Origin of the sequence: Bacillus sp. 41-22 (assembly GCF_025809295.1) — a bacterium.
Taxonomy (GTDB): domain Bacteria; phylum Bacillota; class Bacilli; order Bacillales; family Bacillaceae_G; genus Bacillus_A; species Bacillus_A mycoides.
In genome coordinates this window covers 4,103,199-4,128,470 of sequence record NZ_CP084035.1, presented here as the reverse complement: position 1 = coordinate 4,128,470, position 25,272 = coordinate 4,103,199, and the positions used below count along the sequence as shown (strand labels likewise).

Sequence of the window (25,272 nt, the reverse complement as noted above, 5' to 3'; positions counted from 1 at the left end):
CCTTTTACATAATTGAGCTTGTTTTTGGAAGACTAGAACATGAAGTAAAGGAGAGTTGTGTATGAAGTGGAAACATGTAATCGGTGATGTTGAAGTGAATCGGGATTTAGTATTATTGCTCGTTATAGGAGGTTTATACACGCTCGCAATTTCTTTATCGAATACGTTTGTAAACATTTATTTATGGAAGCAAACACAAAATTATGTGAATCTGGGCTTGTATAATTTGGCCAGCGTTGTATTGCAGCCTCTAACATTTCTTGTGGGCGGGAAATTAGCGAAACGTATTGATCGCTCGATTTTATTGAGAATCGGTGTAGGCACGTTAGCTGTTTTTTTTATCGTCGTTTTAGTAGCGGGAAAAAGTGCATCTCACTATATTTTATTAATGGGAGCCCTTTTAGGAGTTGGTTATGGTTTTTATTGGCTCGCTTTTAACTTGTTAACATTTGAGATTACAGAACCAGAAACAAGAGATTTTTTTAACGGTTTTCTAGGACTTCTTACATCGTTCTCTGGAATGATTGGACCGATAGCAGCAGGATATACAATTTCACGTATGGAAAAATGGAGTGGTTATACTGTCGTTTTCTTCCTCTCGTTAATGCTATTTGCGGTTGCAGTCGTTCTAAGCTTTTTTTTATCGAAGAGGGAATGTGAAGGACGCTATGAAATTGTGCAAGTATTGAAAGAGCGGCAAGTTGATGAAAACTGGGGAAGAATTACGCGCGCTCATTTCTTCCAAGGTTTGAGAGAGGGAACGTTTATTTTCGTTATTTCGGTATATGTCTATTTAGCATCTGGTAGCGAGTTAGCACTAGGGAAATATAGTTTAGTGAATTCTGCAGTATCATTTGTATGCTATTATTTAGTTGCTCGTATGTTAAAGAAAGAATGGCGAAAAAAAGCAATTTTACTTGGCGGTATTATTTTATACGCGGTTGTATTTTTAGTTATTTTTAATGTTACATATACGAAATTACTTATTTATGCAGCATGTATTGCGGTTGCATATCCTATTTTACTCGTTCCGTACGGCTCCATGACATACGATGTAATTGGTAGAGCAAAACAGGCGAGAGAATGGCGTGTAGAATATATAGTGGTCAGGGAATTATGGTTAAATGCTGGAAGAATTTGTTCCATTTTAAGTTTTTTATGTGCTGTCATATTTTTTCCGCCTGAAAAAAGTTTACCTTTCTTACTATGTATTTTAGGAGCTGGACATTTCCTTATTTATTTTGCAGTTAAAAATGTCAAATATGATGAGGGGAATGTGAACAAAACCAGTGTTGTAGCGCAAGGGGGCACACAGAATCAAACTGAACCAGAAGGTTAACTTATCGCGTGTTTTATGCTAGAATAGAAAAAGATGTAAGACAGCAGTGAGGGCACCTGTATGAAGGTGTCCCTTTCACATTACATAGCTGTTGGTAGAGGGGGTTTGTATGAGCAAGAAGCAGAAAAAGAACCAGACAAAGAAAAAAACCCACGTTCCCTTTCGGTTAAACGTGTTGTTTTTTTGCGTGTTTTTAATGTTCTCCGCGGTTATTGTAAGGCTTGGATACGTACAAATTGTTCGTGGTGAGGAATATAAAAATGAAGTTGAGAAAAAAGAAAATTCAACGATAAGCAATCCTGTACCACGCGGGAAAATATTTGATCGTAATGGAGAAGCGGTCGTAGATAATGAGCCTATTCGTACAATTACATTTACAAAAATGAAGGGATCAACTGCAGCAGATCGCTTAGAAACGGCGAAAAAGTTAGCAGATTTAATTGAAGTCCCAACAGATAAGTTAACAGATCGCGATAAGAAAGATTATTGGCTTGCTTTACATAAAGAAGAAGCAGAAGCAAAAATCACAAAAAAAGATCGTGAAGATTTTAAAGCGAATAAAATTGAAGATAAAGAACTAGATGAACGTCAACGAAATCGTGTAACAGAAGAAGAGATTAATCAATTGTCAGCAAAAGATTTAGAAATATTGGCGATCAAAAGCAAGATGGAAAGCGGATATGCAATGACGCCGCAAATCGTTAAAAAAGGTGCAACAGAAGAAGAATACGCGATTATTAGTGAAAATTTAGCGAAATTACCAGGCGTAGATACAAATGTTGACTGGGAGCGAAAATATAAGTATGACGATATGTTCCGAAGTGTACTTGGTGGTGTAACTTCTTCTGATGAAGGGTTACCGAGAGAAAGGCTAGATTACTATCTTGTTCGTGATTATAATCGTAATGATCGCGTAGGAAAAAGTTACCTTGAGCAACAATACGAAGATAGTTTACACGGCACAAAAGCTGAAGTAAGAAATGTTACAGATAAAGAGGGTAATATTTTAGAAACTATTAATGTGTCACAAGGACAACGAGGTAACGATCTAAATTTAACGATCGATATGAAATTACAAAAGCGCGTAGAAGAAATTCTTACAAAAAACTTAATGAGATTTAAAGGGAGCGAGCCTCTTTTAGACCGTGCATTCGTTGTAATGATGAACCCGAAAAATGGTGAAGTTTTATCTATGGCGGGGAAACAATTAGTGGATAAAGACGGCGAAACGAAAGTAGAAGATTTTGCATTAGGAACGATGACAAGTTCTTATCCGATGGGTTCAACTGTAAAAGGTGCGACAGTACTTACGGGGTATCAAACTGGTGCGATTCAGCCTGGATCTGTACAGTTAGATGAACCAATTAAATTAAAAGGGACACCTACGAAGTCATCTTGGAAACAGATGGGGTATATTAATGACCTTACAGCGTTAAAACAGTCTTCAAACGTTTATATGTTTAAAACAGCGATGAATATCGCTGGGGTTCCATATGTACGAGGCGGTACGTTAGATATTCCGAAAAGTGCGTTCGATACTATGCGTTACTATTTTGGTCAGTTTGGACTTGGTGTGAAAACAGGAATTGATTTGCCAAATGAAACTGCTGGTCAAATAGGTAAAGGAAATCAACCAGGTTTCTTATTAGATTTATCAATCGGGCAGTATGATACGTATACACCACTTCAATTAGCACAATATATTTCGACGATTGCGAATGGTGGATATCGTATGCAACCGCAAGTTGTAAAGGAAATACGTCAGCCATCGGCGAAGCCAGAGGAAGTTGGAAAAGTTGTTCAATCCATGGAACCGAAAGTATTAAATCGCATTGATATGCCTGAATCGCAAATTAAACGTGTTCAAGAAGGATTTAGACAAGTGTTTAACGATACAGGTGGTACAGCTACAAAATACTTTGCAGGTGCACCGTATAAAGCCGCTGGGAAAACAGGTACAGCTCAAACTGTATATGGCGGAGATAAAGAGATTGGTAGAAATGCAAAGGGTGAGCGTGTTGAAACATATAACTTAACATTAGTAGGTTATGCGCCACTTGAAGATCCAGAAGTAGCATTTTCTGTTGTTGTGCCATGGGTACATGATGATAAAACAGGGATTAATGGATATATCAGTCGTGAAATAATGGACGCTTACTTTGATTTGAAAAAACAAGCATTAACTGGTGAAGCTCCGCAAGATGAAAAAGCGAAAAAAAATAAAAATCAAGATGATGAATAAAAAAGTTGTAAAAAAAGCACACTATCTGAAAAGATAGTGTGCTTTTTTTTATGCCTTACGCATATGGTTTAGTAAATGTGGACAAGCATAAAATATTGAAAAAACATGTAGTTTCAAAAACGATGAACACAACAAGATTAGTGCATACGCTCTAAGTTTGTTGTGTGTGATAGGCGATAGCAGTTTTATCCCGCGTTTGAGGGCGGTAAAACTCCCACCTCAAAATTCAGCTGGAGCAAAGAAGTTAGGTGGGAGCCCTGCTGCCCGTAAACGCCCGATTGGTGAGGGCTAATAATCAGTGGGGGGATGAACAAAACCCCCACTGATTAAAGTTTCGCTTTATGGATGATTAGAAAATTTCCTGCATCTAAAGTACAAAAGTGAAAATAAAGTTTGTGTATACAGTTGTTTTTGTGGGACTTTACAAAACTTTTACAAATAATTAAAACCGAATTAATAGTTTAGCAGTATTCTTATATCTGTAATCCTGTTATTTCCGGTTACTTCTAGGAGGAAGAACACGTGAAATGGATGAGCGCATCGATTAAAGTTTTGACATTATCGACATGTTTCCTTTGTTTTAATATGTCTACTGCATTCGCTACAAATGAAATGGGAGAAGTGAGAGTTGATGGATCCTCAACGGTTTTCCCCATTATAGAGGCAGTAGCAGAGGAATATACAAAGGCCCATCCAAACGTGAAAATTTCTATTAGTATTTCTGGGACAGGGGGAGGATTTAATCGTTTCAGTAAAGGAGAAGTAGATATAAACAATGCTTCGAGATTGATGAAACCGGTAGAAGAAAATGCAATGCAGAAAAAATTCATTCAATTTACACCATTTGAGGTTGCTTATGACGGTCTAACGATTGTTGTGAATCGTCAAAATACGTGGGTAAACAATATGACGATAGACGAGTTACGTCTATTATGGAGTGAAAATGGAAGATTGAAACGATGGTCACAAATTCATTCATCATGGCCTCGTGAACAAGTTAAATTTTATGCGCCAGGCGTAGACTCTGGTACTTATGATTATTTCCAAAATGTTGTCTTACAAAATAATCGCCTTGTAAAAACGGTTTCTTTGTCTGAAGACGATCAAGTTATTATGCAAGGGGTAATGAATGATAAAAATGCCATTGCTTTTGTAGGATATGCTTATTATATGGCCAATCGAGATAAGGTAAAAGCAATACAGGTGGATGGTGTATTTCCAACGAAAGAGACCATTCAGTCGGGTATGTATAAGCCATTATCTAGGCCGCTATTTACGTATGTGAATCATGCATCTATCAGAAATAAAATTAATGTAGCAAATTATGTTGAGTTTATGATTAAGCATGTTGGAAGCCTTGCTGAAGAGGTCGGATATGTAAAATTACCAAAAGAAAAATATAATGAACAGCTACGAATGTTAACAGAAATAAAAAGGTAATGTCAGGGTGGAAAGGGGTTTTCATCTTTGGCTCATAATGACAAAAGTCAAATTGCATTTTCTGTACAACATTTGATTGAGAGAAATACAAATAGAAGAAAAAAAACGCAGCGAATCAATCGAATTGTTCCGTTAATACTAAAAGCCATTGCTAGCGTGTCCATTGTAACGACACTTGGAATTATTATTACGTTGGCAAATGAAACAATCATGTTTTTTCAAAAGATATCATTGTATTCTTTTTTGACAGAGAAGGAATGGTTACCTTTTTTTGAAGATCCAAAATTCGGTATATTACCACTTATATGTGGAACAATCCTTGTAACAGCAATTGCCATGTTCGTAGCAATTCCTATTGGTTTAGGTTGTGCCGTGTTTTTAAGCGAATACGCTTCGAATGGCGCTCGGAAAATATTAAAACCGTTGTTAGAGCTACTAGCAGGCATCCCGACAATTGTATATGGTTTTTTCGCGTTAACAGTTGTCACACCACTTTTACAACGGGTTATACCAGATTTGCAGTTTTTTAATGCTATTAGTCCAGGTATTGTTATAGGGTTTATGATGATCCCGACGATTGCGTCTCTCTCTGAAGATGCGATGAGAGCTGTAGCGAAAGGAATTAAAGAAGCCTCATTAGCGCTAGGAGCAACTCGTTTTGAGATGGTAAAACAAGTGGTGTTTCCATCGGCTTTTACGGGCATAATGGCAGCGATTATATTAGCAGCTTCCAGGGCAATTGGTGAAACGATGATTGTTGTTATTGCAGCTGGATCAACACCCAATGTATCGATAGATCCGACTCATTCTATTCAAACATTAACAGCCTATATTGTACAAGTGAGTTTAGGTGATGCTCCGCACGGAACGATTACTTATTACAGCATGTATGCTGTAGGTGCAACGTTATTTATGTTTACTTTTATTATGAATATCATTTCGCAATATATTATGCGCCGTTTTAGGAGGGTGACATAATATGCGAATGTTAAACCATAAGAACATACAAGAAAATATGGCATCTCGTTTTTTAAAGGATCGGATTTACAAGTGTTTGTTTTATATAGCAATTTTGTTTTCAGTAGTAATACTTTTTATATTGCTTTTTCAAATTTTTGAAAAAGGTATAAGTTATCTTTCAATAGATTTCTTTACAAACTTCGCCTCACGTAATCCGAGAGAAGCTGGGATTGTCGCTGCTTTGTCAGGGACAATACTATTTATGAGCATTGTTATACCAGTCTCTTTTATATTTGGAGTCGGAACAGCTCTTTATTTAGAGCATTATGCGAAGGAGTCCGTTTTTAAAAAGTTAATTGAATTAAATAATCAAACATTAGCAGGGGTACCTTCCGTTGTGTTTGGTTTACTCGGGTTAACTATTTTCGTATACGCTCTCCATTTGGGAGAGAGCATAATGGCAGCGGCACTGACGATGAGTTTACTCGTCTTACCAACTGTTGTTGTAGCTAGTCAAGAAGCGATTAGAACTGTGCCGAGCTCATTACTAGAGGCTTCTTACGGATTAGGTGCTACGAAATGGCAAACGATGTATCGAATTGTATTGCCAGTCGCTTTGCCAGGGATTGTAACGGGATGTACGTTAGCGGTATCGAGAGCAATTGGTGAGGCAGCACCATTATTAGTTATTGGGGCCCTTGCCTTTGCAAATTATGTTCCGTTCAGTATGTTTGATAGATTTACGGTTTTACCAATTCAAATTTTTAATTGGATGAGTAGACCACAAGAAGAATTTCAGTATGTAGCAGCAGCTGGGATGATTGTTTTGCTAGGATTGTTGCTCTTTATAAATATATTTGTCTTATGGTTACGAAATCGAAAATAAGTTGGAAGTGGATGAAAGGGGAATTCAAATGGTAGCAACAGTAGTAAATGTACAGGTGAAAAATGAGAAAAAGATTGAGACAGCACCAAAAAAAATAGTATTTGATACGAAAAATTTAAATTTATGGTACGGAGAAGACCATGCTTTAAAAGATATCAACTTAAGTATTCATGAGAATGAAGTAACAGCGATTATCGGTCCAAGTGGTTGTGGGAAATCAACATACTTAAAAACGCTAAATCGTATGGTAGAGTTAGTGCCTATCGTTCGAACTACGGGCGTTATCGAATATAGAGAACGAAACATATTTGATAAATCATATCCGGTTGAAGAATTACGTACGCATGTGGGTATGGTGTTCCAAAAGCCAAATCCATTCCCAAAATCTATTTATGAAAATGTAGCATATGGTCCGAAAATCCATGGTGTTCGTGACAAAAAAACACTTGATGAAATTGTTGAAAATAGCTTGCGCGGCGCAGCTATTTGGGATGAGTTAAAAGATCGTTTGCATGATAATGCATACGGTTTATCTGGTGGTCAGCAACAACGTCTATGCATTGCACGCTGCTTAGCGATTGAGCCAGACGTAATTTTAATGGATGAGCCAACATCGGCGCTAGATCCAATTTCAACATCAAAAGTAGAAGAATTAATTCAGGAGTTAAAGAAAGATTTTAGTATTGTTATCGTAACGCACAACATGCAACAAGCAGCACGAATTTCAGATAAAACTGCTTTCTTCTTAAGTGGAGAAGTTGTGGAATATACAGATACGAACAAATTATTTACAACACCTGCAGATAAGCGTACAGAAGACTACATTACAGGACGATTTGGTTGATATCGCTAGCAAGGCTAAGAGTAAATGCCCTCTTAACAGAGGGCATTTCTCATTTTCACCTCATTTTAAATAGGGGAGTAATATTTCTCTTTTCTCAAGGCTTAATAAACATACAAGAGGCTGGGGAGGGGATTTATATAAAAGGGCACATAATATTGAGGGGGAAGAAACAATGGTAAGAGAACAGTTTCAATGTGATTTAAAAACGTTACAGCAAAAGGTGATCGAGCTTGGTGAGTTAGCAAGTGGAGCTTTATTGATTGCTATGGAAGGTCTTCACAACAGGGATGTAGAGAAAGCGTTAGAAGTCATTGATGGGGATTATCGCATGGATAATTTAGAAGAGGAAATAAATGACCTTGCGCTTATGCTTATTACAAAGCAGCAGCCTGTAGCAAGTGATTTAAGAAGAATTTTCATTTCAATTAAAACAGCGACAGATTTAGAACGTATTGCAGACCATGCTGTTAATATTGCGAAATCAACAATTCGTCTTGGTGAAAAAGAAGTGGTTGTTAGTTTGCATAATCTTGAGGAAATGTTTGAGATTGCTCATAAGATGTTAAATTTAGCATTAGAAGCATATGAGCAAGAAAATTTAACTTTTGCTAAACAAATTGCTGAAATGGATGATTCAGTTGATGAAATTTATGGGAAGGCGATTCGTGAATTTATTTCATCTATCCCTGGACAACCAGAAGCGATTACACAAATTACACAACTATCCTTTGTTGCAAGATATATTGAGCGTGTAGCAGACCATGTTACAAATATTGCCGAGAATGTATTTTATGTAGTAAAAGGAAAGCATTATTTATTGAATGAGTAGGGGGAAAAGTAGGTGATGAGAAATCACCTGCTTTTTTTAGTCAAAACATGACAAAAAAAGCTCGTTGTTTCCTTTAGTCTATGATGATAAGATGTATCATAATTAATGGGAAAATAAGTACATATATGTTAGTTACGTCTTATTAATTATTTTACCAAGTTAATGGTAAGCGCTTTCTTTTTGACGGGAGTTAAAAGGTACATTTATTTATAAAGTGAGGCTGTCTCTCGCTGATTGTTAGATCATATCAAACCGGACTTTTACTGCAGTTAATGTGGGGTAAATGATATACGGAGTTCTTGAACATTATATAAGTGGAGGCTGAAGTATATGAAGGGGGTTATTTTAGCTGGAGGAAAAGGGAGACGCCTTAGACCATTAACATGTAATACTCCAAAACCGATGTTACCATTGTTAGAAAAACCAGTTCTTGAATATAATATTGAATTATTACGTCAGCATGGTATTCGTGAAATTGCAATTACAGTTCAATATATGAGTACTGCCATTAAGCAATACTTTGGTGATGGTAGTAAGTGGGGAGTTAACTTGTATTATTTTGAAGATTCTCCTCCGCTTGGAACAGCAGGGAGTATTAAGCAAGCGGAAAGTTTTTTAGATGAAACATTTGTTGTTATTAGTGGGGATGCACTAACTGACTTTCAATTATCAGAAGGAATTGCATTTCATGAACAGAAGAAGAGAATGGTAACGATGTTTGTGAAAGAAGTAGAAAACCCACTGTCATTTGGGTTAGTTGTAATGAATAAAGAACAAGAAATTATACGATATATAGAAAAGCCGAGCTGGAATGAGGTAGTTTCTAATATTGTGAATACAGGTATTTATATAATGGAGCCAGAAATCTTTTCTTACATACCATCCATGGAATTTTCGGATTTCAGTCATGATGTGTTTCCGTTATTGGCAAATAAAAATGCTTTATTTGCATATTTATCAGAAGACTATTGGCTAGATATTGGTACATTTGATCAATATCGGCAAGCTCAATTCGATTTGTTGACGAAAAAATTGAAGGTGCCTATTCCATATACAGAAGTATTACCAATGGTGTGGATGGGAGAAGGTGTAACGATAGGAAAAGGGACGAAAATTCATGGTCCTTCTTTTATTGGGGAAGGAGCAATGATTGGTGCAGGGGTTGTAATTGAACCGTACTCTATTATCGGGAAAAATAGTATCGTTTCAAGTTATTCTCATCTTCAAAAAAGCATCATTTTTGCAAACTCTCATATAGGGAAAAATTGTGAGTTGTTAGAAACAACAATAGGAGATCATACAATGGTCGAAGATGATGTTACACTTTTTCAAAAAAGTATTGTAGCGGATCATTGTCATATAGGGAAAAGTACAGTAATTAAGCAAAAAGGAAAAATATGGCCATATAAGGAGATAGATAGTCATTCGATAGTAGGTTCTGCCGGTGTTAAAGAGAGTGAAAAGAGTGCAGGATGGTTACAAAAAAGCCGGATTGTAGGAAGGGGTAATGTTGAAATTACTCCTCAATTTATTGTGAAAGTTGCAATGGCTTATGGATCTCTTTTTGCTAAAGGAGAGAGTATATTGATTGGAAGTCAGGAAAATATAGAAACAACTTCCTTTAAAAATTTATTCCTCCATGCCATTCATGGCAGCGGGATTCATACGATGGAATGTAAAGAAATGAATGAATCGCTTTTTCAGTATGCCATTCATAATTTGCAATGTGCAGGTGGAGTTTTCGTTCAAGTGGAAAGCGAAAGAGGAATTGTTATACAACTGTATGGCAAGGAGGGCTCGTTTTTAACGTATAAGCAGCAAAAAGCGATAGAACAAGTATATATGTCTGAGTCGTTTTATTACGCTTCTGAGAAAGAAATGGGGCGAAATAAGCTAGTTCACGTTTCTGTAAATAATTATGTAGAAGCTGTGTTAGAGCGTATTGATATTAAAACGATACAAAAACAGAAGTTTCATCTTCTTATTAATAAGAGAAATGATATGTTACAACATTTACTTATGATCTTTCTACAAAGGCTTGGATGCACAGTTACATGGATTTACGCGAGTGAACAAAAAGATCATGTGAAAGCTCTGATGAAATCGAGTAAAGCAAATATGGCGCTTATGTTTTCTGAGCACGGAAATCGCTTCGAATTATATGACACTCACAGTAATATTTACCAAGGAACTGATTTTGAAGAAGTAGATATTCCAGATTTATTACTCGAATCAGCAGATAATGTTTATCCAATGTCTTTGAAATTAGGGGAATGTTATCTCCTCTTTTATATGCATAACGAAAAAAACTCTTTTCAATTAAGATGGAAACGAGATATTTTATATCGAATTGGAAAATTATTCGAATTAATAGCGTTGCAAGGAAAAACATTACTTAGCATAGCAGAGCAATCACCGCCACTGTATCTACTTTATGATGAAGTTGTATGTTCATGGAAGGAAAAAGGGAAAGTAATGAGGAAATTATTGGCCGATATGGAAAGAAAAGAAGAAGGCATATTTGAAGGGATACAGTTCAAATATACCGAAAAAGAGTGGTCTTATATCGTTTCTGATACAAAACAACCAAAAATTTTGGTGTATTCACATGCTAGAAACCCAGTAATAGCAAGGGAAAACATGAAAAATCTTATAGAAAAAATTAGACAATATCAAAAGGTGTAGAATTTTTATTTCAAAAGTGGTATTATAGTATAGTCTGATTTAAGTTATTAGTGACTGGAGGGAAATAAGAATGCGTGTGAATATTACTCTAGCATGTACAGAATGCGGAGATCGTAACTATATCTCAAAGAAAAATAAACGTAACAACGCTGAGCGTATCGAGCTTAAAAAGTATTGCAAGCGTGACAAGAAGTCTACGTTACACCGTGAAACAAAGTAAGCAGTAGGAATATTTTCCTACTGTTTCTTTTTTTTATGCGATTCCTACGTAAAAGTGATACACTATCTTCGTAGAGTAAAGTGTCACTGTAAGGGGGAAAAGTGTGTGAAAGAAGAGAAAATACGTTTACGCAAAAAAATAATAGAACACATGAATTCTTTATCTGAAGAACAGTATACAACTTTATCGGAACAAATTGCAGTTTCGGTGTATGGACAAAAAGAGTGGGTCGAAGCTAAAACAATTGGAATCACTCTCTCGATGGAGCATGAAGTGAATACATATCCGATTATCGAAAAAGCTTGGGAAGAAGGAAAGAAAATTGTTGTTCCGAAGTGTAATAAAGGGACAAGAACGATGTCTTTTCGACAAATTAGTAATTTAAATCAATTAGAAACAGTATATATGAATTTACGTGAACCGATTCCAGCACTTACGGAAGAAGTGAATGCGTGTGAAATTGATCTTCTTATCGTGCCAGGAGTAGCTTATACACGCCGAGGAGAACGGATTGGATATGGCGGTGGCTACTATGATCGTTATCTCGTGCACTATAAAGGGAAAACGCTATCATTAGCTTATGATTTTCAAATTGTAAAACATATTCCGGTAGAGCCATTTGATAAAAATGTAGAAAAAATTATTACAGAAAAAGGAACAATGGTTATAAATGGGCTTGTATAGACAAATAAAAATTGACGAGACTTTTTCTTCTTGATTATAATAAAATATGTGAACGTTTTCTTATTATAATTTTTTATAGTAAGTGAGCATAAAGGGTGATGAAATGATATCCATTTATGATATTCAGCAATTGCTAAAGAAATTTGGCACGATTATTTATACGGGTGATCGAATCGCTGATTTACAATTAATGCAAGATGAATTGCGTGAATTAAATCAATCACAGCTAATCGATCCACAAGACTATCAAACAGCTTTATTTTTGTTGAAGCAAGAAATTCAAAAAGAGATAAATAAGAAATAGATAAAGGTAGGTACGTAACATGGAAGAGAAATGGTTAGTTGGTGTTGACCTTGGTGGTACAACGATTAAATTAGCATTTATTAATGTGTACGGTGAAATTTTACATAAGTGGGAAATCCCTACGAATACAAATGAACAAGGAAAACATATTACACTTGATGTAGCGAAAGCTATTGATAAAAAGTTAGAAGAATTAGGTGAATTAAAAAGTAAGCTAATTGGTATTGGTATGGGAGCTCCTGGTCCTGTACATGTGGCATCTGGAATGATTTATGAAGCGGTTAATTTAGGATGGAAAAACTATCCGTTAAAAGATTTACTAGAAGTAGAAACGGGATTACCTGTTGTTATTGATAATGATGCAAACTTAGCGGCGCTTGGTGAAATGTGGAAAGGTGCCGGTGAAGGAGCAAAAGATTTAATTTGTATGACACTTGGCACTGGTGTTGGTGGTGGTGTTATCGCCAATGGTGAGATTGTACATGGTATAAGCGGTGCTGCTGGTGAGATTGGACATATTACAGTTGTTACAGAGAACGCTTTTCCATGTAATTGCGGGAAGTCGGGTTGTTTAGAAACGGTAGCCTCTGCAACAGGTATTGTGCGTGTTGCTATGCAACAAATACAAGAGACAGCTAAAGAAAGTGTTTTACGTTCTATGTTAGCAGAAGAAGGGCTTATTACATCAAAAGATGTGTTTGAAGCGCTTGGACAAGGTGACGAACTAGCAGGTGAAGTAGTGGAAAAAGTAGCTTCTTATTTAGGATTAGCTGTAGCGAACCTTGCTAGTACGTTGAACCCAGAGAAAATCGTAATTGGTGGTGGCGTATCTAAAGCTGGAGACGCACTATTAGAGCCAATTCAACGTTACTTCGAGCAATATGCTTTCTCTCGTGCTGTAAAGAGCACAAAGTTAGCAATTGCAATACTTGGTAATGATGCAGGTGTAATTGGAGGAGCGTGGCTTGTAAAAAAGCACAAATACGAGGCGAAGATGATATAAGTTGTGAATAATGAAAAGAGGAAGGGGCCCCCTTCCTCTTTTTATGCAAGATCTTGTTGGAGAATAAAAATGTAAATGGATTAAGCTGTTGGTGGGTACCCATTATATAGAACAGTCATGATTGTAAACCATCCGAAAACAAGTACGGTTGCAATAGCGAAGCCGCCCGCGAATAAGTTTTTTTCGCGAAGTGTTCTAAGCGTAGCAAATACAGCTAACAGAGTGACTAGCGTAAAAATAATAACAAGGCCCATACAATATCCTCCTCTGTCTACTCATTACTTAGAATGAGTTTTTAGAATATTTACTCTTTTATATTGTACATGTTTTAAAAATGATTGTCGAGATAACACGCCTTCTTTTCCTAAGAGAAAGAAATGTTGTATCATTAAAAGTAAATTAAATAACTGGAGGAGATTTTCATATGAAATGGATACAAATGCCTTTAGGCCCATTACAAACAAATGCTTATATTTTAACGAATGATCAAAATGAGTGTATTATTTTTGATCCTGGTCATGAAGGAGAGAAACTTGTTACATATTTACAGGAAGCGCAGTTAAAGCCACTTGCGGTTTTATTAACACATGCTCATTTCGATCATATCGGTGCTGTTGATGCGGTGAGAGACGCTTTTCATATTCCTGTATACGTACATAAAGAAGAAGCGGATTGGTTAGGCGATGCAACTGTGAATGGCTCGCAAATTTTTATGATGAACCGCAGTATTACAGCAAAACCAGCAGATCATATTATTGACGAAGAGGGTACATTAACGATCGGTTCTTTTAGTTTTGAAATTTTTGAGACACCAGGACATTCTCCAGGAAGTATTTCTTATTATAGTAAAGAAGCGAATGCTGTATTTTCTGGAGATGTATTGTTCCAAATGAGTATTGGAAGAACGGATTTACCTGGTGGAAGTTTTGCTGAATTAATTGGAAGTATTGAAGAGAAATTATTTGTATTACCAGATGAAACAGCGGTGCTATGTGGACACGGTCCAGAAACAAGCATTGGTTTTGAAAAAGAAAATAATCCATTTTTACAATAAGGAGTCATTATGGGGATGGAGCTCAATTTAAGAGAATGGATGGGAAAAGAAAAGGATCATTCGATTTCATATAGTACGTATATGAACCTCGTATTATATGCAGAGGAACATGGGTATTATATGAGAGAACGTGAAAAAATTGGAAGACAGGGAGATTTTTTTACGAGTAGCAATGTATCTTCTGTATTTGCGAAGACTTTTGCTAAGTTTTTTATTCGGCTTGTTGAAAAGGGAGAAGTTTCTCCAAATATTTGTGAGATTGGTGGGGGAACAGGAAAGTTTGCCTATGATGTTTTACAAGAATGGAAACAATTATCTCCGGAAACCTTTATCAATTTAAACTATTCAATTATTGAAGTGAGCCCTTTTCATAGAAGGCTACAACAGGAGAGGCTTTGCTTATTTGATAATGTGTCGTATTATACATCTTATATTGAAATGGGAGAGTCTTTCGAAGGAATTATTTTTTCGAATGAATTATTTGATGCGTTTCCTGTTGAGATAGTTGAGAAAAGAAATGGAATTTTGTATGAAGTACGTATCACGTATACAGATGAAGGAAACCTTACAGAAGTATTTAGACCGATAGAGAAAAGAGTCGGTCGTTACTTATTGAAATATAACATTCATATTGCCGAGGGACAGCGATTTGAAGTGCCTATTGCAATGGAAGAGTATATAGAAGAGATTGCGAAATGGTTTCAGAAAGGTATATGTATTACAGTTGATTATGGATATACAAAAGAAGAATGGATGCATCCTGCACATCGTGAAGGAAGTTTAAGAGGATATTATAAGCACAAGCTAATTCGTAATCCTCTTGCATATCCAGGAGAAATGGACCTTACTACGCATGTTCATTGGGATGAGTTGAAGATGAATTTTGAGCTACAAGGAATTAATACGATATGGCATAGGAAGCAATCAGAGTTTTTGTTAGCAGCAGGAATATTAGATCAGCTTGCTAGCCATCAAGATACCAACCCTTTTTCTGAAACTCAAAAACTAAATAGAGCTATTCGCTCTATGATTTTGAACGGAGGATTAGGTAATGCTTTCGATGTTGTTATACACACAAAAGATATGAAGAATTTACTTTTGAATCAATATTTAACAATATGAAAAAAAACAAGACACAGTATTTTCTGTGTCTTGTTTTTTAATACGACTTTTAATTATGTAGCATTATATATTTTCTCTCATGATATATATTTATATTAAAGATATGAGATGAAAAATATAGAATACACTCTTTTTCTCTGTCTATAGGTCCCTAACCTAATAATACGCGAACGAGTTGAATGATTGTTTCGTTTTCTACTTTGTAGTAAATTTCCAATCCTTTTCTTTCACTAGAAACGATTTTAGCACTTTTTAACTTTGCTAAATGCTGTGAAATTGTAGATTGTGGCATGTTTAAGCCTGTGTACATTGTAGAAACATTGCTTGGGCCACGTTCAATTAATCCTTTTACAATACATAAGCGAACAGGATGAGCAAGCACTTTCAATAATTCTGCATTGCTTTCATATAGTTCTATTTCTTTTTGAAAGGTTTCTAACATGTTCTTTTCCACCTCCGTGTGAGCTGTTATACCATACTATACATACCAAAAATTTAAAGAAAAGAAAATAGTTGTTGCAGAAAAAGAGTCCTAAAGTAAAGAAATTGTAAGAAAAGAGACCCTGATGTAAATAAAATAGATAAATTAGCACAGTTTTGTAAAATGACATTTTTGGGTGAAAATTTTGATGCGTTTCAAAAATTGAAAGATATAGATATATTCGTAACACAATTTTATCATGATTTTCTTATTCTTTCAAATGAATATACAAAATTTTTAAAATAATATGACAAAGGAATTATAATGTTATATATAGAATATAAAACAGGTTAAAAGAAGTTGATTATAATCAGCTTCTTTATAATGGTGATAATGAAATATTTGAGTGTAGCTGATAAATCTTAGAATGATCAAACCATTAGTCATTTATTCTAGAGTTAATCTTGTATCAATTTTAAAAATCTGTGATTCCATATATTCTCATAAAAATTAATTGTCTCTTTTGCGGACATAAATGGATTATTTAATGTAGAGGTTGTTTTCTGTACCATGAAGTTTTTGTATCCTAGTCCATGGGCAAATTTAATCGTAGCATCCATACAGTACTCTGTTTGGGCACCACAAAATTCAATATGATGTACAGATAATTGGTCTAAAATCTCTTTTAAGTTCGTTTTATAAAATGAATTTGCATGTGTTTTTCTTACAAAAAAATCTTGTTCTTGAACATCTAGATTGGTATGAATAGCCCAAAGTTCTTTTTCGGGTACCAAATCATCATCACAATGTTGAACAAAAATGATTGGTTTATTTGATTTTCTGTATGAAGAAATTCTTTTATTTACTTTTGTAAGTAAATTTTGTAAATCGAATAAATGCTCTTTGCTATAGCATACCCCATTTTGTAAATCGATAACGATTAAAATATCTGCACAAGTATCCATTATTTTTACCCCTTTTTTTATTTCTTAATATATCAATTAATCCATTACTTGGAAATAGATAATGCATTTTTATTTTTTTATGGACTATAACAGAAAGAGAAGCATTAAAATGAATATGCTAGACAGCATAAAAAGAAGATATAAAAACTTAATTTCATATCTTCTTTTCTCTCTATGCATTAATAGGTTCTTCGACATAAGAAAGGGCATTTTCGAAATCGGATATTAAATCGTTAACATTTTCGAGACCAACCGATAAACGGAGTAATGAATTGGAAATACCTCTTTCATCACGTGCTTCCTGTGATAAAGCTGCATGTGACATTTTTGCTGGATATGAAAGAATAGATTCAACAGCTCCTAGACTAACCGCAAAAACGGGTAGTTTAACTTTTGATAAAAATTGGCGCAGTGCATCTTCGGATTGTAAGGTGAAAGATAAAACAGCCCCAGCTGATGTTGCTTGAGTTTGTTGAATACTATAGCCAAGATGTGATTGTAATCCAGGGTAATAGACATTTTGAACTTTAGAGTGCTCTTGTAAAAAATGTGCGATTTTGTTGGCACCTGCAGCTGAATGTTCGAGACGTACATGCAATGTTTTAATGCCGCGAAGCACGAGAGAACAATCTTGCGGTCCTAAAATAGCGCCGAATGCATTTTGTAAAAATCCAAGTTTTTGAGCGAGTTCGGCATCTTTTACAACTGCTAATCCGGCAGTAACATCACTATGACCGGCAATGAATTTTGTGGCACTATGAAGAACGACATCGGCGCCAAGGTCAAGTGGCTTCTGGAATAGTGGTGTCAAAAATGTATTATCAACAAATGTAAGAGCACCAATAGATTTTGCGAGTTTAGAAACTTCGCGAATATCTGTCACTTTTAAAAGTGGGTTAGATGGTGTTTCTACATAAAAGAGCTTCGTATTCGGTTTGATATTTTGTTTTATTGCCTCTAAATTGGTCATATCAACAAATGTATGTGAAACACCGTAACGAGAGAGAACTTCAGTTATAATTCGGTAAGTGCCTCCATATACATCTTCTGAAATAAGAACATGGTCACCTTGTGAAAGAAGGAGAAATGCAGTAGAAATGGCTGCAATGCCTGATGCAAAGGCAAATCCTTTTGTCCCGCCTTCTAATAAAGCAATGATATCTTCAAGAGCTTCACGTGTTGGATTTCCAGATCTACTATAGTCATACTTTCCAAAAGCATCTACATCAAACTGATGGAATGTTGATGTGTTATAGATGGGAACGTTAACAGCTCCTGTGTGTGAGTCATGCTTGTATTGATTATGCAGTAAAAGCGTATCTATGGAATAACTCATATTCTTACACCTTCTTTTACAATTTTAATTGCTTGCTTTAAGTCTTGAATTAAGTCGTTGCTATTTTCGATGCCGACTGAAAAACGGAGAAGACGATTACAAACACCACGTGCTGTTCGAACATCTTCTGGAATGTCGGCATGAGTTTGCGTTGCTGGATAAGTCATTAAACTTTCGACACCGCCAAGACTTTCAGCAAATGTAATTAAGGATAAAGATTGTAAGAAAGGATTAATCCAAGTTTCATCTTGAAGGCGAAATGAAATCATACCACCTCTTCCTGGATAAAATACATCTGTCACACCATCTTCATCATTTAAATAAGCAACAATTGCATGAGCGTTTTCTTCATGCTGTTTCATGCGAAGTGCTAAAGTCTTCATGCCTCGAATTAATAGCCATGAATCAAACGGGCTTAAGACAGCACCAGAGGCATTATGATAATGAGCAAGCTCCTCGCAAAGAGATTTCCCTTTCGCAACGACAAGTCCGCTTAGTACATCGTTATGACCGCCTAAATATTTAGTTGCGCTGTGAAGGACGATGTTTGCACCTTCTGTTAATGGTTGCTGTATATAAGGTGTATAGAACGTGTTATCTACAATAAGAAGTAGTCCGTGCCTTTTCGCTACACTTGCTACACTTACGATATCAGTTACTTGCATTAATGGATTAGTCGGTGTTTCTATGAAAATAGCCTTCGTTTGAGATGTGATTGCTTGCTCAATTTGTTTAATAGATTGTGTATCTACGTATCTACATCGAATATTCCACTTGTCTTCATGTTCGGAAAATAGACGATATGTTCCCCCGTATAAGTCTTCAGATACGATAAGCTCATCTCCGGAACGGAATAGTGAAAGGACAAGGAGAACAGCCGCCATTCCTGAACTACAGGCATACCCTTGCTCACCGCTTTCTAAGTCTGCAATTGCCTGTTCTAAAAGACCACGAGTCGGATTTCCAGTTCTTGAATAGTCAAAGCCAGTAGATTTACCAATTCCTTCGTGACGATAAGCAGTTGAGAAATAAACAGGTGGATTAACAGTTCCTGTTGTAGTTTCGCTACGGTTCCCGATTTGTGCTAGTTTTGTTTCGATTGTTGACATGTGAAAATTCCCCCTTTTTAAAGTGAACGACTAAGTGAAAATAAAAAAAGCCTTCTAAGAAGAAGGCTTTCGGATTGAATAGAGTCTTCTTCTCATCTGTCAAATCTTTCACAATTTGCTGGAATTAGCACCTTATTAACGAATGAATGTTAATGGTTGCTGAGGCGTCAAAGGGCCAGTCCCTCTACCTCTCTAGATAAGAATGTTCGTATGAAATTTTATTATGGTTTTAACTTTACAACAAAAGATAATTGAATTGCAACTTTATTTTAAATAATTTTTATTTTTCCGCAAGTGTCATTGACTTTTATTTTAGTGCGTGCTAAATTTATAAAAAATTAACAAACATTGTTAAAAGGGGAACGTATTTCCTTTTAGCTACATAAATAAAATAATAAAGACAAACTCTTATTGAGAGCGGTGGAGGGAAAGGCCCTGTGAAACCCGGCAACCTTCAAACTAAATGTTTGAAACGGTGCTAAAACCTGCAAAACGTGTGTTTTGCATAATAAGAGGAGGAACAATTATGTCCCCCTCTTCAAAGTGAAGAGGGGGTTTTTATATTGATAGAAATGAGGGAGATTCGTGAAATTACTAGATTTATTATCAAAAGGAATTGTAATAGGTGATGGTGCGGTTGGAACGTTATTACATTCGCATGGTTTACAAAGTAGTTTTGAAGAATTGAATTTGTCTGATCCGGACTTAATTATATCGATCCATAAACAATATGTAGCTGCTGGAGCGGATGTTATTCAAACGAATACGTATGGTGCGAATGAAGCGAAACTCCGCATGTATGGTCTAGAGAATCAAGTTGTCCAAATTAATAAAGCGGCAGTGAATATTGCGAAAGCATCAGTAACAGATCGGAATGCAATTTTAGGGACAATTGGAGGTATGAAACATATTGGTGCTGTTACAACGACTGATATAGAGCGAGAATTTATGTTACTTGAGCAGGCAGGTGCTTTACTAGAAGAACAGGTTGATGGATTACTATTAGAAACTTTTTATGATGAATTTGAATTATTGCATGCGGTTAAAGTATTGCGTAAACAAACGAATATTCCGATTGTTGCTCAGTTAGCGTTACATGAGGCAGGTACGACTCAAAATGGGAATGATGTCAATGAAATATTAAAACAGCTTTTAGATTACGGTGCCAATGTTGTTGGGTTGAACTGTCAACTAGGCCCGCTTCACATGACGGAAGCTTTCAAAATGATATCGATTCCTCAAAATGGCTATTTATCAGCATATCCGAATGCAGGTCTCCCGAATTATGTGGAAGGGCGTTACGTATATGAGGGAAGTCCAGCATATTTTGAAGAAATGACACCGAAATTTATTGAACAAGGTATTCGTTTATTAGGTGGTTGTTGTGGTACTACCCCGGAACATATTGAAGGAATGAAACGTGCTATTGCAAATGTTGCACCTGTAATAGCAAAGGAGACGATTCAAAGGCCTAAAGTGGTCCATACACATGAGAAGCGTTCGAGAGCTCATGTTACTCTAGCAGAAAAGGCAAAGAAACAAACGACAGTTGTAGTGGAATTAGATCCACCGAAAACGTTAGACACGCAGCGTTTTTTTGAAGGGGCAAGAGCACTGAAAAGGGCTGGAGCGGATGCTATTACTCTAGCAGATAATTCATTAGCATCTCCTCGTGTTTCGAATATGGCTATGGGTGCATTATTAACGAAGCATGATATTCCAGTATTGACGCATTTAACGTGTAGAGACCATAACGTCATTGGACTACAGTCTCACTTACTTGGATTATCAGCATTAGGTATGGAGGAAGTGCTAGCTTTAACTGGTGATCCAGCGCGCGTTGGTGATTTCCCAGGTGCAACTTCTGTATATGATTTGTCATCGATAGAGCTCATTAAAATGATTAAAGAGATGAACGACGGACGCTCTATTTTAGGGAAATCAATTGGTCCGGCAACAAGATTTTCTGTTGGAGGTGCATTCAATCCTCATGTAAGGCATTTAAAAGCAGCGGTCAAGCGAATGGAACGAAAAATTGATGCTGGTGCTGAATATTTCTTAACGCAGCCGATATATGATGTTGCTTTAATAGAAGAAGTATATGAAGCGACAAAGCATTTGGAACAACCTATCTTTATTGGAATTATGCCGTTAGTAAGTAAGCGGAACGCAGATTTTCTTCATTTTGAAGTGCCGGGTATTACTCTCCCTGAAGAGATAAGACAAAGAATGGATGGACATGAAACGAAAGAGGCAGCCATAGAGGAAGGGATTCGTATTTCACAAGAGTTGATCGATGCGGCGATGAAATACTTTAACGGTATTTATCTTATTACACCGTTTTTAAAATATGAAATTACAGAACATCTCGTGAAATATGTGAGAGAAAAGCAAGAAGTGAAAGAAGGTATTAATTGATGAAACGAATAGAAGAGAGATTACAACATGAAATTTTAATATTAGATGGTGCAATGGGAACGATGATCCAGCAAGAAGACTTAACAGCGGAAGATTTTGGAGGAGAAGAATACGAAGGTTGTAATGAATATTTAGTAAAAACAAGACCGGATGTTATTTTAAATATTCATAAAGTCTACATTGAAGCTGGAGCAGATATTATTGAAACGAATACGTTTGGTGCAACAAATATTGTATTAAGTGATTATGCATTGTCTCATTTAGATGAAGAGTTAAACGAAAGGGCAGCGCTTTTGGCGAAGCAAGCGGTTAAAGAAAGTGGGAAAGAAGTGTATGTTGCGGGAGCGATGGGACCAACGACGAAAGCGATTAGTGTTACAGGTGGTGTGACTTTTGAAGAGTTAATTGAAGCCTATACAAGGCAAGCGAGAGGACTATTAAGAGGAGAAGTTGATGTATTACTCGTTGAAACGAGTCAAGATATGCGTAATGTGAAAGCTGCGTACATTGGAATTCAATCGGCGTTTGAAGAACTAAACAAAATAGTACCTATTATGATTTCTGGAACAATTGAACCGATGGGAACGACTTTAGCGGGTCAAACGATCGAAGCCTTTTATTTATCGGTAGAGCATATGAAGCCATTATCGGTTGGATTAAACTGTGCTACTGGTCCAGAATTTATGAGGGAACATATACGTTCCCTATCTGATTTATCGGAGTGTTATATTTCGTGTTATCCAAACGCTGGTCTTCCTGATGAAGAGGGGCATTATCACGAATCTCCAGCGTCACTTGCTGAAAAAGTAAAACGTTTTGCTGAAGAAGGATGGATTAATATTATTGGTGGTTGTTGTGGCACAACACCAGAACATATACGTGTAATGAAATCGGCGCTTGCCTCGATTAATCCTCGTGAGCATCATGAAAGGGTTGGACATGGAATTAGTGGACTAGAAGCGTTGCAATACGATGATTCTATGAGGCCTTTATTTGTTGGAGAAAGGACGAATGTAATTGGATCGCGTAAGTTTAAAAGATTAGTAGCAGAAGGGAAATTTGAAGAGGCTGCTGAAGTGGCAAGAGCGCAAGTGAAGAAAAATGCTCATATTATTGATATTTGTATGGCAGACCCTGATCGTGATGAAATAGAAGATATGGAAAGATTCTTGGCAGAAGTTACGAAAGTGTTAAAAGTACCGATTATGATTGATTCAACAGATGAAAATGTTATGGCGAAAGCTCTTACTTATATTCAAGGAAAAGGTGTTATCAATTCTATTAATTTAGAGGATGGAGAAGAACGTTTTGAAAAAGTGACACCCCTTCTTCGGAAATACGGTGCTGCGATAGTTGTAGGGACAATTGATGAAGATGGTATGGCAGTTAGTGCAGAAAGAAAGATAGAGATTGCTAAAAGAAGCTATGAATTACTAACGAAAAAGTATGGTATACGCCCATCTGATATTATTTTTGATGCGCTTGTGTTTCCTGTAGGAACAGGTGATGAAGAATATATAGGTTCAGCGGCAGCGACTATAGAAGGAATTCGTCTTATTAAAGAAGCGTTACCAGAATGTTTAACGATTCTAGGTGTGAGTAATATATCTTTTGGTTTACCACCAGCTGGACGTGAAGTATTAAACTCTGTCTTTCTATATCATGCAACGAAAGCAGGATTAGATTATGCGATTGTTAATACGGAAAAATTAGAACGCTATGCGTTAATTCCAGAGGAAGAAAAACGTCTTGCGGATGCATTATTATTTGAAACGACGAAAGAGACGTTAGAAAAATTTACAAACTTTTATCGTGTTGCCAAAAAGAAAGATGTCGTTATACAAGAAACGCTAACACTTGATGAACGACTGGCAAATTATATTGTAGAAGGTACGAAGCAAGGACTACAAGAAGATCTAAGTCTCGCGCTTACAGAAGGACGAAAACCTCTGGATATTATTAACGGGCCGCTTATGACAGGAATGGATGAGGTGGGGCGATTATTTAATGGTAATGAGCTTATCGTTGCTGAAGTATTGCAAAGTGCTGAAAGTATGAAAGCTGCCGTAAGTTATTTAGAGCCACATATGGAATCTAGTGAGAGTGCAAAAAAAGGGAAAGTATTATTAGCGACTGTTAAAGGAGACGTACATGATATTGGGAAAAACCTTGTTGAAATTATTTTATCAAATAACGGATATGAAATTATTAATTTAGGAATTAATGTTCGTTCGGATCGAATTGTTCAAGAAGTACAAGAAAAGAAACCTGATATTATTGGCCTTTCTGGTTTGTTAGTAAAATCAGCGCAACAAATGGTAACGACTGCTGAAGATTTAAAAGCAGCGAATATTGATATTCCAATTGTTGTAGGTGGTGCAGCACTAACGAGGAAATTTACAGATAATCGTATTTCTCCATCTTATAAAGGGCTCGTATGTTATGCAAGTGATGCAATGACAGGTCTTGATATTATTAACAAATTACAAAAAGAAGAAGAACGTGAAAAGATGAAGCGAGATAAAAAGGAACGCCATCTTCATATTGTGAAACAAGAGGAGAAAAAAATAGAAATTCCCGCAGTTATTGAGCCGTTGCCAAAAGCAACTGTTATAGTGCCAGATTCGACGAAACGAGTTGTATTACGGGATATTCCTGTCCTTCATCTTGCACCGTTTTTAAATAGACAAATGTTAATTGGACACCATCTTGGGTTAAAAGGAAACGTAAAAAAACTCTTGCAAGAAGGGGATAAAAGAGCACATGAGCTAAATGATTTAATTGATGAATTATTACAAGAAGGACAATCTTGGTTACGCCCAAAAGCGGTGTATCAATTTTTCCCGGCGCAAAGTGATGGACAAAATATAATTATATACGATCCGGAAGATCACACACGTATTATAGAGCGATTTGAATTTCCGAGACAAGGGAAAGCACCATACCGTACTTTAGGAGATTATATACGCCCGATTGGAGATGAGATGGATTATGTCGCTTTCTTATCTGTTACCGTTGGAGAAGGGGTTCGAGATATTGCAGAGGAATGGAAGGCGAAGGGAGATTATTTACGCAGTCATGCGATTCAGTCGTTAGCACTTGAATTAGCAGAAGGACTTGCTGAAAAAACACATATGCTCATTCGTGATCGTTGGGGAATTCCAGATTCACCTGAACTGACGATGGAAGAGAGATTCCGTACAAAATATAGAGGAATACGCGTATCATTTGGTTATCCAGCATGCCCAGAACTTGCTGATCAAGAAAAATTATTTCGCTTAATTCATCCAGAAGAAATAGGTATTTCATTAACAGAAGGATTTATGATGGAGCCAGAAGCGTCTGTAACGGCTATGGTATTTTCTCACCCTGAGGCAAGGTATTTTAGTGTACTATAGTGTAGAAGGGGGA

General features: G+C 36.3%; 21 protein-coding genes and 2 riboswitches. Of the genes, 16 read left to right on the top strand and 5 right to left on the bottom strand.

Annotation, left to right across the window (positions count from 1 at the left end; genetic code table 11):
• Positions 1-61: 61 nt before the first annotated feature.
• From LCF45_RS21135 to glcK, 12 genes are all read left to right on the top strand, one after another.
• Positions 62-1,339 (top strand): MFS transporter, encoded by a 1,278-nt coding sequence (locus tag LCF45_RS21135; protein ID WP_263894271.1) that lies wholly within the window; start codon positions 62-64, stop codon positions 1,337-1,339.
• Positions 1,340-1,448: 109 nt separating this feature from the next.
• Positions 1,449-3,581 carry a peptidoglycan D,D-transpeptidase FtsI family protein gene (locus tag LCF45_RS21130; RefSeq protein ID WP_016120813.1) on the top strand — a complete coding sequence of 711 codons (2,133 nt, stop codon included), beginning with the start codon at positions 1,449-1,451 and terminating at the stop codon, positions 3,579-3,581.
• Between the two features lie 522 nt (positions 3,582-4,103).
• Positions 4,104-5,021 carry a PstS family phosphate ABC transporter substrate-binding protein gene (locus LCF45_RS21125; protein ID WP_002184954.1) on the top strand — a complete coding sequence of 306 codons (918 nt, stop codon included), beginning with the start codon at positions 4,104-4,106 and terminating at the stop codon, positions 5,019-5,021.
• 27 nt (positions 5,022-5,048) lie between these two features.
• On the top strand, positions 5,049-5,999 hold the full coding sequence (gene pstC, locus LCF45_RS21120) for a phosphate ABC transporter permease subunit PstC (protein ID WP_016120812.1): 951 nt from the start codon (positions 5,049-5,051) through the stop codon (positions 5,997-5,999).
• A 1-nt stretch (position 6,000) separates the two neighbouring features.
• On the top strand, positions 6,001-6,867 hold the full coding sequence (gene pstA, locus LCF45_RS21115; RefSeq protein WP_002167665.1) for a phosphate ABC transporter permease PstA: 867 nt from the start codon (positions 6,001-6,003) through the stop codon (positions 6,865-6,867).
• 28 nt (positions 6,868-6,895) lie between these two features.
• Positions 6,896-7,711, top strand: a complete 816-nt coding sequence (pstB, locus tag LCF45_RS21110) for a phosphate ABC transporter ATP-binding protein (RefSeq protein ID WP_002088644.1) — start codon at positions 6,896-6,898, stop codon at positions 7,709-7,711.
• Between the two features lie 172 nt (positions 7,712-7,883).
• Positions 7,884-8,540, top strand: coding sequence for a phosphate signaling complex protein PhoU (gene phoU / locus LCF45_RS21105; RefSeq protein ID WP_002015145.1), 657 nt, complete (start codon positions 7,884-7,886; stop codon positions 8,538-8,540).
• 330 nt (positions 8,541-8,870) lie between these two features.
• Positions 8,871-11,225, top strand: coding sequence for a sugar phosphate nucleotidyltransferase (locus LCF45_RS21100; RefSeq protein WP_050000304.1), 2,355 nt, complete (start codon positions 8,871-8,873; stop codon positions 11,223-11,225).
• Positions 11,226-11,295: 70 nt separating this feature from the next.
• Positions 11,296-11,445: a 50S ribosomal protein L33 gene (gene rpmG, locus LCF45_RS21095; RefSeq protein ID WP_001265616.1), complete on the top strand. Its 150-nt coding sequence runs from the start codon at positions 11,296-11,298 to the stop codon at positions 11,443-11,445.
• A 105-nt stretch (positions 11,446-11,550) separates the two neighbouring features.
• On the top strand, positions 11,551-12,129 hold the full coding sequence (locus LCF45_RS21090) for a 5-formyltetrahydrofolate cyclo-ligase (RefSeq protein ID WP_078206283.1): 579 nt from the start codon (positions 11,551-11,553) through the stop codon (positions 12,127-12,129).
• Between the two features lie 103 nt (positions 12,130-12,232).
• Entirely contained in the window at positions 12,233-12,433 is a 201-nt protein-coding gene (locus LCF45_RS21085) for a YqgQ family protein (protein WP_002015140.1), read from the top strand.
• A 19-nt stretch (positions 12,434-12,452) separates the two neighbouring features.
• Positions 12,453-13,436 (top strand): glucokinase, encoded by a 984-nt coding sequence (glcK, locus tag LCF45_RS21080; RefSeq protein ID WP_002015139.1) that lies wholly within the window; start codon positions 12,453-12,455, stop codon positions 13,434-13,436.
• 80 nt (positions 13,437-13,516) lie between these two features.
• On the opposite strand, the gene LCF45_RS21075 is transcribed toward glcK, so the two are convergent.
• A complete protein-coding gene (locus LCF45_RS21075) occupies positions 13,517-13,690 on the bottom strand; it encodes a DUF2759 domain-containing protein (protein WP_002015138.1) in 174 nt (57 codons plus the stop codon).
• A 170-nt stretch (positions 13,691-13,860) separates the two neighbouring features.
• Here LCF45_RS21075 and LCF45_RS21070 point away from each other — a divergent pair, with 170 nt between their 5' ends.
• Both LCF45_RS21070 and LCF45_RS21065 read left to right on the top strand, forming a co-directional pair.
• Positions 13,861-14,490 carry an MBL fold metallo-hydrolase gene (locus tag LCF45_RS21070; protein ID WP_002015137.1) on the top strand — a complete coding sequence of 210 codons (630 nt, stop codon included), beginning with the start codon at positions 13,861-13,863 and terminating at the stop codon, positions 14,488-14,490.
• A gap of 9 nt (positions 14,491-14,499) precedes the next feature.
• Positions 14,500-15,612, top strand: coding sequence for a class I SAM-dependent methyltransferase (locus LCF45_RS21065; protein WP_002088639.1), 1,113 nt, complete (start codon positions 14,500-14,502; stop codon positions 15,610-15,612).
• Between the two features lie 151 nt (positions 15,613-15,763).
• Here the strand turns inward: LCF45_RS21065 and LCF45_RS21060 are convergent, their stop codons facing one another.
• The 4 genes from LCF45_RS21060 to metI all read right to left on the bottom strand — a co-directional run bounded on the left by LCF45_RS21060 (position 15,764) and on the right by metI (position 19,443).
• On the bottom strand, positions 15,764-16,054 hold the full coding sequence (locus LCF45_RS21060; protein ID WP_000894375.1) for an ArsR/SmtB family transcription factor: 291 nt from the start codon (positions 16,052-16,054) through the stop codon (positions 15,764-15,766).
• Positions 16,055-16,491: 437 nt separating this feature from the next.
• Positions 16,492-16,998 carry a cysteine hydrolase family protein gene (locus tag LCF45_RS21055; protein WP_002167668.1) on the bottom strand — a complete coding sequence of 169 codons (507 nt, stop codon included), beginning with the start codon at positions 16,996-16,998 and terminating at the stop codon, positions 16,492-16,494.
• A gap of 172 nt (positions 16,999-17,170) precedes the next feature.
• A complete protein-coding gene (gene metC, locus LCF45_RS21050; RefSeq protein ID WP_002165069.1) occupies positions 17,171-18,334 on the bottom strand; it encodes a cystathionine beta-lyase in 1,164 nt (387 codons plus the stop codon).
• Complete coding sequence (metI, locus tag LCF45_RS21045) at positions 18,331-19,443, bottom strand: cystathionine gamma-synthase/O-acetylhomoserine thiolyase (protein WP_002184958.1); 1,113 nt, start codon at positions 19,441-19,443, stop codon at positions 18,331-18,333. Before metI ends, metC begins: the two co-directional genes overlap by 4 nt.
• An 89-nt stretch (positions 19,444-19,532) precedes the next feature.
• Positions 19,533-19,646: riboswitch (SAM riboswitch) on the bottom strand.
• Positions 19,647-19,848: 202 nt separating this feature from the next.
• Positions 19,849-19,958, top strand: a riboswitch (SAM riboswitch).
• A 70-nt stretch (positions 19,959-20,028) separates the two neighbouring features.
• Between metI and LCF45_RS21040 the strand changes: the two genes are divergently transcribed.
• Positions 20,029-21,861: a bifunctional homocysteine S-methyltransferase/methylenetetrahydrofolate reductase gene (locus LCF45_RS21040; protein WP_002190677.1), complete on the top strand. Its 1,833-nt coding sequence runs from the start codon at positions 20,029-20,031 to the stop codon at positions 21,859-21,861.
• Positions 21,861-25,259, top strand: a complete 3,399-nt coding sequence (gene metH / locus LCF45_RS21035; protein ID WP_078203156.1) for a methionine synthase — start codon at positions 21,861-21,863, stop codon at positions 25,257-25,259. The genes LCF45_RS21040 and metH overlap by 1 nt, the downstream gene beginning before the upstream one ends.
• Positions 25,260-25,272: the final 13 nt, after the last annotated feature.